This window comes from Pseudomonas sp. LP_7_YM (assembly GCF_004364435.1).
Classification (GTDB): domain Bacteria; phylum Pseudomonadota; class Gammaproteobacteria; order Pseudomonadales; family Pseudomonadaceae; genus Aquipseudomonas.
Window position 1 is genome coordinate 694,901 of record NZ_SOCT01000001.1, and the last position, 12,275, is coordinate 707,175.

The 12,275-nt window shown below is 62.3% G+C and carries 10 protein-coding genes; 6 read left to right on the forward strand and 4 right to left on the reverse strand.

Annotated elements, in window-relative coordinates; all coding sequences use genetic code 11:
• The first annotated feature begins 108 nt into the window (after positions 1 to 108).
• From EC915_RS03140 to EC915_RS03160, 5 genes are all read left to right on the forward strand, one after another.
• Positions 109 to 1,158: a LacI family DNA-binding transcriptional regulator gene (locus EC915_RS03140; protein ID WP_133749054.1), complete on the forward strand. Its 1,050-nt coding sequence runs from the start codon at positions 109 to 111 to the stop codon at positions 1,156 to 1,158.
• Between the two features lie 177 nt (positions 1,159 to 1,335).
• Positions 1,336 to 2,538 carry a mandelate racemase/muconate lactonizing enzyme family protein gene (locus tag EC915_RS03145; RefSeq protein WP_133749055.1) on the forward strand — a complete coding sequence of 401 codons (1,203 nt, stop codon included), beginning with the start codon at positions 1,336 to 1,338 and terminating at the stop codon, positions 2,536 to 2,538.
• 82 nt (positions 2,539 to 2,620) lie between these two features.
• Positions 2,621 to 4,027, forward strand: coding sequence for an MFS transporter (locus EC915_RS03150; RefSeq protein WP_133749056.1), 1,407 nt, complete (start codon positions 2,621 to 2,623; stop codon positions 4,025 to 4,027).
• 147 nt (positions 4,028 to 4,174) lie between these two features.
• On the forward strand, positions 4,175 to 5,362 hold the full coding sequence (locus tag EC915_RS03155) for an L-dopachrome tautomerase-related protein (RefSeq protein ID WP_133749057.1): 1,188 nt from the start codon (positions 4,175 to 4,177) through the stop codon (positions 5,360 to 5,362).
• A 28-nt stretch (positions 5,363 to 5,390) separates the two neighbouring features.
• A complete protein-coding gene (locus EC915_RS03160; protein WP_133749058.1) occupies positions 5,391 to 6,794 on the forward strand; it encodes an amidohydrolase family protein in 1,404 nt (467 codons plus the stop codon).
• A 36-nt stretch (positions 6,795 to 6,830) separates the two neighbouring features.
• On the opposite strand, the gene EC915_RS03165 is transcribed toward EC915_RS03160, so the two are convergent.
• On the reverse strand, positions 6,831 to 7,637 hold the full coding sequence (locus tag EC915_RS03165) for an AraC family transcriptional regulator (protein WP_133749409.1): 807 nt from the start codon (positions 7,635 to 7,637) through the stop codon (positions 6,831 to 6,833).
• Between the two features lie 91 nt (positions 7,638 to 7,728).
• On the opposite strand from EC915_RS03165, the gene EC915_RS03170 reads away from it, so the two are divergent.
• A complete protein-coding gene (locus EC915_RS03170) occupies positions 7,729 to 8,685 on the forward strand; it encodes a threonine dehydratase (protein ID WP_133749059.1) in 957 nt (318 codons plus the stop codon).
• 78 nt (positions 8,686 to 8,763) lie between these two features.
• On the opposite strand, the gene aldA is transcribed toward EC915_RS03170, so the two are convergent.
• From aldA to rhmD, 3 genes are all read right to left on the reverse strand, one after another.
• On the reverse strand, positions 8,764 to 10,197 hold the full coding sequence (aldA, locus tag EC915_RS03175; RefSeq protein WP_133749060.1) for an aldehyde dehydrogenase: 1,434 nt from the start codon (positions 10,195 to 10,197) through the stop codon (positions 8,764 to 8,766).
• Between the two features lie 18 nt (positions 10,198 to 10,215).
• On the reverse strand, positions 10,216 to 11,013 hold the full coding sequence (locus EC915_RS03180) for an HpcH/HpaI aldolase/citrate lyase family protein (protein WP_133749061.1): 798 nt from the start codon (positions 11,011 to 11,013) through the stop codon (positions 10,216 to 10,218).
• A 76-nt stretch (positions 11,014 to 11,089) separates the two neighbouring features.
• Positions 11,090 to 12,274, reverse strand: coding sequence for an L-rhamnonate dehydratase (gene rhmD / locus EC915_RS03185; RefSeq protein WP_133749062.1), 1,185 nt, complete (start codon positions 12,272 to 12,274; stop codon positions 11,090 to 11,092).
• Position 12,275 lies beyond the last annotated feature (1 nt).

The window sequence follows — 12,275 nt, forward strand, 5'->3', positions numbered from 1 at the left end:
CCTTCCATACCAAACCGGATGGCGTCCGGCACGCTCGCCTCAAGGAGGGGCCGACTGGTAGGATTCGCCGGGAACCTTGGGCGAAACAGTCGGGAACACAAACAGATAATGACGGGCAAAAAACCAGACAGCAACGGCCGGGGCAGTCGTGGCGTCACCCTGAGTGATGTGGCGAGGCTGGCGGGCGTGGCGCCCATGACCGTGTCACGCTGCCTCAACCAGCCCGAAACCGTGCGCAGCGAAACCCGGCTCAAGGTGCAGCGGGCCATAGAACAGACCGGTTATGTGCCCAACCGTCTGGCCGGCGCGCTGGCCTCCAGCCGCAGTCGTCTGGTGGCCGTGGTGCTGCCGATGGTGACCAATCCGATCTTTTCCGACACCTTCCAGGCCATCAACGAGCGTCTGACCCATGCCGGTTATCAGGTGCTGCTCGGGGTGTCCGGTTATCAGACCGAACACGAACAGCAACTGCTTGAAGTCATTCTCAGCCGTCGTCCCGACGGCATCATCCTCACCGGCACCTTACACACCCCGGCCAGCCGCCATCGGCTGCGCGCCTCCAACGTGCCGGTGGTGGAAACCTGGGACCTGAGCCGCGAGCCGATCGATATGCTGGTGGGTTTCTCTCATGAGAAAGTCGGTCGTGAGGTGGCGCGGCACCTGCTGGGCAAAGGCTATCGCCGATTTGCCTTACTGGCGGTCAACGACCCCCGGGGCTTACGCCGTGCCGAAAGCTTCATCCATGCCTTGGCCGAGCAGGGCATCAGCGATGTTCCGCGTCAGGTCTCGGAGGGGTTGCCCACGCTTGCCCATGGTCGTGCAGGCCTGACGGAGTTGATCGAGCAGGGCGGGATGTTGCCCGACAGCCCGTTGATGGTTGTCTGCACCTCCGACACCATCGCTCACGGTGTGCTCACCGAAGCCGCTGCCCGTGGCATTCGCGTGCCACAGGCGCTGGCAGTGATCGGCTTTGGTGACATGAATTTCGCCGCTCATACCTTCCCGGCGTTGTCGACCGTGCGCATCGACGGCCAGCGCATGGGCGACAGCGCGGCGTCGATGCTGCTGGACCGACTCAATGGCCGCGAGGGCAGCGAGACCGTCCAGGATATTGGCTTCACCCTGATCGAGCGCGATAGCACTTCGATGCTGTCTTAGACCCGATAGCAAGTGCGTCCACATAGGCACATTCGGTTGGTTTGAGAGCGCTACCATCATTCCAATTTTAGATTGTCTGGCAAGCTAGGGTTGTTCTTGTCTCGGTGCTAGGCTATATTTTTGCCAAAGAATGATAGCGCTACCATTTTCTGCCTCGTACGCCTCGGAAAAATAATAATGTCCAAAATCACCTGCGTAAGAACCCTGCGTCTGCCGGAACGCCCAAAGCTGATCTGGCTGGAAATCGAAACCGATGAAGGGCTGATCGGACTCGGTGAAACCTTTCGCGGTGCGGCCACGGTGGAGGCGGCAGTGCATGAACTGATTGCCCCCGGCCTCATTGGTCGTGACTCGCGACAGATCGAAGCGATTTCCCTCGAACTCACTACGCCCTACGTCGGCTACCACAGCGCCAGTGCCGAGATCCGCGCTGCCAGCGCCGTGGATATCGCCCTGTGGGATCTCAAGGGACAGCGTCACGGCATTCCGATTCATGAAGCCCTCGGTGGTGCGTGCCGCGAGCGGATCCGCGTTTACAACACCTGTGCCGGCTACGAATTCAACACCCAGCAGGGCGCACGTCGGGAAATCACCAGCGCCGACCGCGCCCAAGGTCCCTACGACGATCAACTGGCCTTCAGCCGCGATGCTGGCGCCCTGGCCGTCAACCTGGTGGAAGAGGGCTACACGGCCATGAAAATCTGGCCGTTCGACCGTTTCGCCCGTCAGCCAGGGGCCAACACCATCAGCCTGGCCGAAGTGAAGCAGGGCGTCCAAGCCTTCCGCCAGATCCGTCAGGCAGTGGGCAACCGGATTGAAATCATGTGCGAACTGCACAGCTTGTGGGACAGCAGCGCGGCGTTGCGCATCTGCCAGGCCCTCGAAGAATTTGAGCCTTACTGGGTCGAAGATCCATTGTGCAAGATGGACGACGCCCAGGCGCTGGCCGATTTGCGCAACCGCACCCGCGTGCCGATCTGTGCCAGCGAAACCCTCGGCGGCAGCGTGGCCTATCGCGACCTGCTGGCGGTCGGCGCCATGGACTACCTGATGCTCGACCTTGTGTGGTGCGGTGGCTTCACCGAGGCGCGCAAGATCGCCGCCTTGGCTCAGGTCTACAACAAACCGCTCGCACCTCACGACTGCACTGGCCCGGTTGCGTTGTTCGCCGGCCTGCAGATCGGACTGCATGCCCCTACCGCCGTGTTGCAAGAGGTGGTGCGTGCCTCGCTGTCGACCTGGTACGGCGATCTGGTCACGCACCTGCCGCAGATCGTCGAGGGGCATGCGCTGGCGCCGACCCTGCCGGGGCTGGGCACAGCGTTACGCCCCGAAGTGCGCCAGCGACAGGACGCCATCATCCGCGAGACGCGCTCGTGACCCTGCTGCCCTGGTGGGGTATCCGCCGCTGAGGAGCTGCCTGACCGCTCCATGACGCCTGCTGTCCGCTATCGAGAACACAATGAAAAAAATAGATTCTCTGCGGCGTTTCATCGCCGAGCACCGACGTTACGAAGTCATCGTGTTGCTGTTCATCATGATGATCATCAACCAGGGCGACCGCGCCACGCTGTCCGTCGCTGGGGCGAGCGTGTCCCAGGAGCTGGGGCTGAGTCACGCCGAAATGGGCTGGCTGTTTTCCGCATTTGCCTGGGCCTACATGCTGCTGCAACTGCCGGGCGGCCTGGCCATCGACCGCTTTGGCAGCGTCAGGGTGCTGGGGCTGGCGATCATCGCCTGGTCGGCCTTCACCGCAATGATCGGCACCGTGGCGCTGATGCCGGTGGGCCTGGCCTTCTTTGCGGTTTTCGCCCTGCGGTTTCTGGTGGGTGCCGCCGAAGCGCCGTGTTTCCCGTCCAACAGCAAGATCGTTTCGATGTGGTTTCCCACCGCCGAGCGCGGCACGGCAACGGCGATCTTCAATGCCTCGCAGTATTTTGCGGCGGTGGTGTTCACCCCCTTGCTGGCCTGGATCTCCACACGCTGGGGCTGGCCGTGGATCTTTTACGTGATGGGCGCGGCCGGGATTCTGATCGGCATCGTGTTCTTCATCCGCATCAAGGCGCCTGTGGACCACGCCCGCTTAAGCGATGTTGAGCTGGAAACCCTTCGCGAGGGGGGCGCCAATCTGCAGGAGCGTCCAGCCAGCACTGGCGAGCGCCAGAGTTGGCGCCAAGCCTGGGCCAGCGCGCGCGAGTTGCTGGGGCAACGGATGTTTCTGGGGATCTATCTGGCGCAATTCTGCATCAGCACCCTCACGTTCTTCTTCCTGACCTGGTTCCCGGTCTATCTGGTGCAGCAGCGTGGCCTTTCCATACTTAACGCCGGGTTGCTGGCAGCGGTACCGGCGATCTTCGGCTTCATTGGCGGGATCGGCGGTGGGATTGTCTCTGACTGGATGCTGCGCAAAGGCGTGTCGCTGACCCGTGCACGCAAGCTACCGATCTACATCGGCATGGCGCTGTCGATGAGCATGATCCTGTGCAATTACGTGCAGACCGACATGCTGGTGGTGCTGTTCATGGCGCTGGCGTTCTTCGGCAAGGGCATGGGCGCTCTGGGCTGGGCAATCATCTCCGACGTCTCGCCCAAGCGCAGTGCCGGCATGAACGGCGCAATCTTCAACACCTTCGGCAGCGTCGCCGGCATCGTCACGCCGCTGGTGATCGGCTACATGGTGCAGTCCATGGGCTCGTTCAACGGCGCGCTGATTTACGTAGCGCTTAATGCTGCCGGGGCGTTCATCAGTTATATGTTCATCGTTGGCGAGCTCAAGCGGCCAGATGACACGCCCCGCGATGTAGCCACTCCTGTCGTCGTTCAGGAGGCCTGCGCAGGCACTGATTGCCCGGGTCAAAGACGCACTTGAAGGGTTTGCGTCAACCCGGCCCGGCTATACGGCAATTTTTTGAAATTTTTTTCCGTGACGTCCGGTCAGGTTTTTGGGTGACACAGCGGTGCCCATGAGAACTGCGCCGGGCTGTTGCACTGCCGCGAAATAAAGAGAGGGAATTCGATGCTCGATAGACGCAACTTCTGCAAGGCCGCCGTGCTGGCTTCTGGCGCCGCTGCCCTGGCTTCCAGCCATCTTGCCCATGCCGCTGCGCTGATTCAGGCCGGACCGCCGCTGATCGAGGTCGCCAGCCTGGACTGGCTGTGCAATGCGCTCGCGCTGACCTCGGGTGGCCGGCTGTTCGTCGGCCTGCCGCGTTGGCCCGGTTTCGAGAAAACGCCGTCGATTGCCGAGGTGCTGGCCGATGGCACGCTAAAGCCGTTCCCGGGCGGCGAGTGGAACCGGTGGCAACCGGGCAAGTCCGGCGCTAAAGCGCTGGTCAAGATCAACACCATCCATATCTTCGATGACGACACCTTGTGGGCCATCGACCAAGGCGAAGATGCCGGCCCGCACGGCATCAACCCGCATCAGAAAATCCTGCAGTTCGATACCCGCGACGGCACGCTGCTGCGCTCCATCAGCCTGCCGCCGAGCGTATTGCCTGCTGGCGCCAACCTCAACGACTTGCGCTTGGACAGCGACCACGCTTACCTCACCGATTCGGGATTGGGGGCGATCATCATCGTCAACCTGAAAACCGGTGTTGCCCTGCGTCGTCTGGCCGATCATCCGTCGACCAAAATGAACCCCGAGCGCCGTCCTTTGGGCGAACACGCGCAGCCTTTGATGATGCCCGATGGCAGTGATCATCAGGTGCATTCCGATCCGCTGGAGATAAGCCCGGACGGTGCATGGCTGTATTACCAGGCGCTGACCGGTCCGCTGTGGAAAGTACCGACGGCAGCTCTGCGCGATACCCAGATGACCGAAAAGGCGCTGGCAGAGCAGGTCGAGTTCGTCTACGACACCGGAGCGCTGACCGGCACCGCCATCGACAGCGCAGGCAATTTATACCTGGGTGAATACGACAAGCCACGAGTCACCGTGCTCTCGCCTGACGGCAGCTTGCGCGTGGCGGTGCAAGACCAGCGGCTGTGGAATCCCGATGCGATGATCATTTCCAACCAACGGGAGCTTTACATCCCGGTACCGCAGAGTGCGCGCATGGCCTCTAATCGCGGGCCGAACGGCGTGAACGGCCTGCAGTTGCCGTTCAAAATCTACAAAATTCGGCTGCCGACGAGTTTCGGCGGCCGCGAAACAGTCCCTGCGGTGGTCGGTAAGTCTCTGGCGTCCGCATCTTCCTGAAGCCCTGATAAAACCGAGTGAGGTGGGAATGCCTGACGACGTAAGCCTGAACCGAAGAACACTGCTTAAACTCGGCGCCACGGTCGGTGCCGGTCTGGCACTGCCCGCTGTCGGGGCTGCGCAGTTGCCGACATCGGCCAATCGACCTGCGCATCTGATCATCCGCCATGCCACTGTGCTCAGCATGGAACCTGACGCCGCCGTGATGAACGACACCGATGTGCGGCTGCGCGACGGTCGTATCGTGGCGCTCGGCAAAGGCCTGCCGGGTGAGGGCGCAGAGGTGATCGACGCCACGGGGATGATCCTCATCCCCGGCCTGGTGGACAGCCATTGGCATCTGTGGAACAGCTTGTTGCGCAACAGCGCTCCGGCCCCCGGTGGAGAGGCGTTCTTCAAGTCGCAGCTGGCGATCAGCAAGCGTTTCACCCCGCAGATGTCGGCGCTGGGTGTTCGGCTCGGCCTGCTGGAAGCCGTCAACGGCGGCATCACCACGGTCAACAACTGGGCGCATAACTTGCGTAATCCGGCATTCGCCCAGGCTGAATTGAACGCCATGTTCGCCAGCGGCCTGCGAGGCCGGTTCTGGTATGGCTATGCCCAGGACCTGGACGCCACAGCGGCGATGAATTTTGCCGATATCCAGCGAGTGCACGCTCAGCTTCAATCCACGCCTGAGTCTCGAGTAGACCTTGGGATAGCGATTCGCGGGCCGGAGCGCACTCAGCCTGACGTGTGGGGGCCGGAATTTGCGTTTGCCAAAGCCAACGGCCTGCCGATTTCCACGCACATCGCCGTGACGGCAAAAACCCAGAAGGAAAAGGCCGTGCAGCAGTTGGCGGACAAGGGCGTACTGGGGCCTGCCGTGCAACTGGTGCACGCCACTCATGTCGATGCACAAGACATCGCCACCATTGCTCAATCTGGTGCCTCGGTGTGCCTCACGCCCCTGACGGAGATGCGCGTGGGCTATGGGCTGGCACAGGTGGACGCGCTGCACCGGGCGAAGATTCCGGTCACCCTGGGCATCGACACACTGGTGCTGAGCGGCAACGCCAACCCGTTCATGGTGATGCAAACCTTGCTCAATCTGGCCGTTGGCATCAGTGGCAACGAACAGGCGCTGACCGCGTGCGACGTAGTGTTCTGGGCCACTCAGGGCGCGGCGAATGCCATGGGGTTGGGTTCACAGATCGGCTCGATCACCCCCGGCAAACGCGCCGATCTGACACTGATCGACGCTCGCCGGGTGGGCATGATGCCGGTGCTCGACCCCTATGCCAGCGTGGTGCAATCGACGACGCCAGCGGACGTGGATACGGTCATTGCCGATGGTCGCGTGCTCAAGCGTGGCGGCCACTTGCTCAGCGGCGACAGTGCGGCGCTGGGTCGCGAGATAACGGTACAGTTGAAGGCGCTGGGTGTGCGCTGATGTGTCCAGGTCGGCGCTTGATGATGCCGCCAGATTTCAGGTCCTCATGGCCATGGGGCTTACGCCCAGCCGTTGCTTGAACGTGGTCGCCATGTGCGCTTGCGAAGCGAATCCGCAGGCCTGTGCGATGTCTGCCAACCGCTGCTTCGAGTCGCGCAACAGGGTGCGGGCACGCGCCACGCGGCAATCGATCAGGTAGCTGTGCGGGCTTTTTCCGGTGCTTTGGGCAAATACGCGCATGAAGTAACCCTCGGATAACGCCAGCAGGTTCGCCATGTCCTGGACGCTGATCGGCTCGCTTAACCCAGCATCAATGTACTCATCGAGCAGGCGCAGGCGGCGCGCAGTCATCGAGCCGCGCACCACCGCGGGTGATGCCTGATCTTTCGCCATTCGCTGCGCCAGCGACAGCGCCCAGGCCTCCCAGTCATCCGCAGGTGAGGCGTTGAGGAACGCCTTGCGCATGCGCTGGGCCAGCCGCATGGCTTGCGGGTCGATCAGATTATTGAACGCTTCAGGCACTGCCAGGGGGAGGACATCTTTGCGCAGCACGCGCAGGTACTCGCCACCTTCACAGGACCGGGAGAACACGTCACAGCCTGCAGGCACGAAGGCCAGCCCGTTGGGAACGGCGTCGAAGGGGCGAATCCGGTCGCTGCCGATCGCGTGCACGCCGCTCTGACTGTCGAAGGCGAACCCGATGGCCGATTGCTGTGCGACGTAACGCGCTTCATAGGCGCAGGCCGGCAACAGCTCGATCACCCACGGGCCCGCTTCGGCCCGTCTGACCGGGTCGCTGCAGGGGGAAAGTTGGGGCTGCTCATGGACGTTCATGCCGGCCATATTACGCACAGTCTGCATCAAGGTCAGGTCGGTTTTTTGAAAGCCTGCACGTTATACGTTTGCCTAGACTGGGCAAAAACCGGAGGTCACCATGCACTACCTGACGCGAGAAGATATCGAAGACGCCGCCCGCCATATTTATCAGGTGATGCCGCCCACGCCCCAGTATCCGTGGCCGCTGCTGGCCCGGCGTCTGGACTGCACGGTCTGGGTCAAGCACGAAAACCATACCCCCACCGGGGCCTTTAAAGTGCGCGGTGGCATTACCTTCATGCGTTGGCTCAAGTGCGCCTACCCAGGCACCCAAGGCGTCATCGCCGCGACCCGGGGCAACCACGGGCAGAGCGTGGCAATGGCCGCGCAGGCGATGGGGATGCGTACCGTGATCGTGGTGCCGGTAGACAACTCCAGGGAAAAGAACATTGCGATGCGCGGCTTCGGGGCCGAAGTCATCGAGTTCGGCAGGGACTTCGACGAAGCCCGTGAGCACGCCATCCGTCTGGCGAAGGTTCACGGGCTGTTTCTGGTGCCTGCATTTCACCCCGAGCTGGTCAAGGGCGTGGCCACCTATGCGCTGGAGCTGTTCAACGCGGCGCCGGAGCTGCACACGGTGTATGTACCCATCGGCTGTGGCTCGGGCATTTGCGGGGTGATCGCGGCGCGGGACGCGCTCGGTCTGAGCACCGAGGTGGTCGGTGTAGTCTCCTCTGAAGCGGATGCGGCCAAACAGTCGCTGGAAACCGGCGAGTTGCGCGAAACGGCGTCGGCCAATACCTTTGCCGACGGTTTGGCGGTGCGCAAGCCGGTGCCTGAAGCCTTTCGAATCTACGCGGCTGGCGCTGCACGTATTCTGTCGGTGACCGATGACGAGATCGCCGAGGCGATGCGGGTCTATTACTCCGATACCCACAATCTGGCCGAAGGCGCGGGGGCGTCGGCACTCGCCGCGCTGATGCAAGAGAGTGCAGCCATGCGCGGCAAACAGGTCGGGGTGATCCTGTCCGGGGCCAACGTCGACAAAGGGGTGTATGCGAAGGTTATCGGGTAGGGCTTAGTGTCTTCCTGTGGTGCCCAGCCTCTCGGTCCGCAAGGGGCCGCATTTGACGTGCGGCCCCTGCATGCGCCATCAAGCCTGCAGGTACACCACATGGGTGTGGGTGTATTCGTACAAACCGTGCTTGCCGTCGGCGCCCCCGACACCCGATTTGCGAACACCTGCGTGGAAACCCTGCATGGCCTCGAAGTTTTCCCGGTTGATGTAGGTCTCGCCGAAGTCGAGCTCACGAATGGCGTACATCGCCTTGCTCAGATCGCGGGTGTACAGGGAGGAGGTCAGCCCGTACTCGCAGTCATTGGCCAGGGCAATGGCTTCGTCCAGGTCATCGACGATCTGGATGGGCAGTACCGGGCCAAACACTTCCTTGCGCATGATTTCCATGTCCGCGCTGCACCCGGTCAGCACCGTGGGTTGGTAGTGGAAGCCCTGGCCGAGATCGGCGATGTTGCCACCGGTAATTACCGAGGCGCCTTGCTCCTGGGCTTTCTTCACTTTGGCCGCGACGCCGTCCAGTCCCTGGCGATTGATCAGCGGGCCCATTTCCACTGCCGCATCGGCCGATGGATCGCCATAGCGTGTCGCTGCCATCGCAGCACTGATCCGGTCGATGAATTGATCGGCCACCCGGCGCTCGACGTACACCCGTTCTGCGCAGTTGCACACCTGGCCGGTGTTGATGATCCGCGAGTCGCGTATGGCTTTGACCGCCAGATCCAGGTCCGCGTCGGCCAGTACGATGGCTGGCGCCTTGCCGCCCAGTTCCAGGTTCAGCTTGGTGATGTTGGGGGCGGCGGCACTCATGATTCGCGCGCCGGTTTCCACGCTGCCGGTGAAACTGATCATGTCCACTTGCCGATGCGTCGTCAGCGCGGCACCCACCCGGCCATCGCCACTGACCACGTTGAACACGCCTGGCGGAAGATCCACCTCGGCGACCAGTCGGGCGAACTCGAAACAGTTGTTGGGGGTTTCCTCGCTGGGCTTGATCACGATGGTGTTGCCAGTGACCAGCGCCGGGGCCATCTTGCGGGCGATCAGGAAGAACGGGAAATTCCACGGCAGAATGCCCGCGACCACGCCCAAGGGCTTGCGAAACATGAAGATATTTTCGCCAGGGCGGTCGCTGGTGATGATCTCGCCCTCGATGCGTCTGGCCCACTCGGCCATGTAGTCGAGATAGTCGGCAGTGAAATTGACTTCCACCTCGGCCAGACCATGGACCTTGCCCTGCTCCAACGTGATGGTGCGGGCAAGGTGGGCGACGTTTTCCCGCAGTTTGTTGGCGATCTTGCGCAGATAGCCTGCGCGGTCATTGGCCGGGCGACGGCCCCACGCTGCTTGTGCCGCGCACGCCGCGGCCAGCGCGCGGTCCACTTCATCAGCGTCCGAGGCCGGCACCCTGGCCAGCAGCGCGCCGGTGGCGGGGTTGAGCACATCGAAATGCTCGGTGCTCTGGACGAACTCGCCATTGATGTAGTTCTGGTAGACAGGTACTGAGGTCATGGTCTGGCTCCTTTTCATTCAATAAGTCTTCGATGCCACGCCTTGTTCGGTGTCGCGATAGCGCGCCAGATTGCTCAGTGCGGCCTGGCGCATCAGGCTGATGTCTATTGCCACGGCGATGAACTGGCAGCCCCAGCTTTGATAGCGGCGGGCGTCTTCTTCGGCAGGGGCCAGAATGCCGCTGACCTTTCCGGCGGCGAGGGTGGCATCGATGGCGTGTCTGATTTTTTCCTGCACTTGGGCATGGGACGGGTTACCGATATGCCCCAGGCCGGTGGACAAGTCCGCCGGGCCGATGAACACCGCGTCCACGCCCTCGACGGCGGCAATTTGCGCCACGTTGTCGACGCCGGTGCGGGACTCGACCTGCACGATCAGGCACAGCTCTTCATGCGCCGTATTGATGTAGTCGGGCACAGCGTCCCAGCGGGTGGCGCGGGTCAGGCCGCCGCCGACACCGCGGATGCCATGGGGCGGGTAACGCGTGGCCTGCACCAGCGCCCGCGCCTGGTCTGCGGTTTCGACCATGGGAATCATCAGGCTCTGGGTGCCAATGTCCAGCAATTGCTTGATCAGCACCGGGTCGTGGCCGACAGCGCGTACGATCGGCGCCGTGGCATAGGGCGCGACCGCCTGCAGCTGGGCAAGGATCGACGGCACTGTATTGGGCGCGTGTTCGCCGTCGATGAGCATCCAGTCGTAGCCGAAGCTGGCGGTGATTTCCGCAGCGTAACCGGTGGCGAAACCGGCCCAGATTCCGTACAGCGGATCGTTATTGGCCAGCGCGGCCTTGAAGGGGTTGCGGGGCATTTTCATGAAAAGATTCCTGTAAATCGAATGTAGCCAGATGAACAGCGCCGAACCCTGCAGCATCCGGCGATGACCGGGGCAATCAATGCTGGTAAGGGCGATGCAGCTGACATTGCGGGTTAAGGGTCACGCCAAAGCCCGGTTGATCGAGTCTGGACAGGCGCATGCGACCGTTCTCGGGCACAGGTTCGCCCAACAGCTGTGGGTGGAACATGGGCACGACCTCATCGGCCTTCGGCGCCATCATCAGAAATTCGGCGAACGGGCTGTTGGTGCGCGTGGCGACGAAGTGATAGCTGTAGACCGATGAGCCATGGGGCACGACCATCGCGCTGTGCGCGTCGGCCAGCGCCGAGATCTTGAGCAGTTCGGTAATTCCGCCGCACCAGCCGACGTCCGGTTGAATGATGTCGCAGCAGCCCATCTCCAGCAGCATGCGAAAGCCCCAGCGCGTAGCTTCGTGTTCGCCAGTGGTGACCAGCATGCCAGGCGGTACGGCTTTCTTCAGTGCCGCATAGCCCCAGTAATCGTCTGGCGACAACGCTTCCTCGATCCACTTCAGACCGAACTCCTGGGCGCCATGGGCCAGCCGGGTGGCGTAGTTCAGATCCAGGCTCATCCAGCAGTCGAGCATCAGCCAGAAATCCTTACCGACCCGCTCACGCATCACAGCCAGTTCTTCAAGGTTTTTGCGCAACCCTTCTTCGCCCTCGGCAGGGCCGTGGTGCAACGGTAGCTTGCCGCCGATAAAGCCCATTTTCTGCGCAAGGTCGGGACGCGCACCGGTGGCGTAGAACTGCAATTCATCGCGCACCGCGCCGCCGAGCAACTGGTGCACCGGCTCCTTGCGCACTTTGCCGAGCAGGTCCCACAGCGCCAGGTCAATGCCGGAAATGGTGTTGATTACCAGGCCCTTGCGCCCGTAGTACTGGGACGCGAAGTACATCTGGTCCCAGATGCGCTCGATATCGGTGACCCTGGCGCCTTCGACGAAACGAGCCAGGTGTTTTTCCACGATGTAGGCCGCAGGCTCGCCTCCGGTGGTGACCGAGAAACCGACATTGCCTTCAGAGTCTTCGATCTCGACCACCAGCGTGCCGAGCACGTTGATCCCGAAGCTGCGACGGCTCTGGCGGTACTCGGGATATTTGCTCATGGGCGTGGCGATGTGGTCGTCGATCCAGTGGCCGTCGCCTTGATCGTGATAGTCAGCGCCACCACCGCGGAGAACGAAAGCACGCACGTGTTTGATGGTAGGAGTGGCCATG

Excerpts from the sequence above, each read along its gene's own strand:
- rhmD (WP_133749062.1), bottom strand. The coding sequence starts at position 12,274 with ATGGCCACTCCTACCATCAAACACGTGCGTGCTTTCGTTCTCCGCGGT.
- EC915_RS03145 (WP_133749055.1), top strand. The coding sequence starts at position 1,336 with ATGTCCAAAATCACCTGCGTAAGAACCCTGCGTCTGCCGGAACGCCCA.
- aldA (WP_133749060.1), bottom strand. The coding sequence starts at position 10,197 with ATGACCTCAGTACCTGTCTACCAGAACTACATCAATGGCGAGTTCGTC.
- EC915_RS03170 (WP_133749059.1), top strand. The coding sequence starts at position 7,729 with ATGCACTACCTGACGCGAGAAGATATCGAAGACGCCGCCCGCCATATT.
- EC915_RS03160 (WP_133749058.1), top strand. The coding sequence starts at position 5,391 with ATGCCTGACGACGTAAGCCTGAACCGAAGAACACTGCTTAAACTCGGC.
- EC915_RS03140 (WP_133749054.1), top strand. The coding sequence starts at position 109 with ATGACGGGCAAAAAACCAGACAGCAACGGCCGGGGCAGTCGTGGCGTC.
- EC915_RS03150 (WP_133749056.1), top strand. The coding sequence starts at position 2,621 with ATGAAAAAAATAGATTCTCTGCGGCGTTTCATCGCCGAGCACCGACGT.
- EC915_RS03165 (WP_133749409.1), bottom strand. The coding sequence starts at position 7,637 with ATGGCCGGCATGAACGTCCATGAGCAGCCCCAACTTTCCCCCTGCAGC.
- EC915_RS03155 (WP_133749057.1), top strand. The coding sequence starts at position 4,175 with ATGCTCGATAGACGCAACTTCTGCAAGGCCGCCGTGCTGGCTTCTGGC.
- EC915_RS03180 (WP_133749061.1), bottom strand. The coding sequence starts at position 11,013 with ATGAAAATGCCCCGCAACCCCTTCAAGGCCGCGCTGGCCAATAACGAT.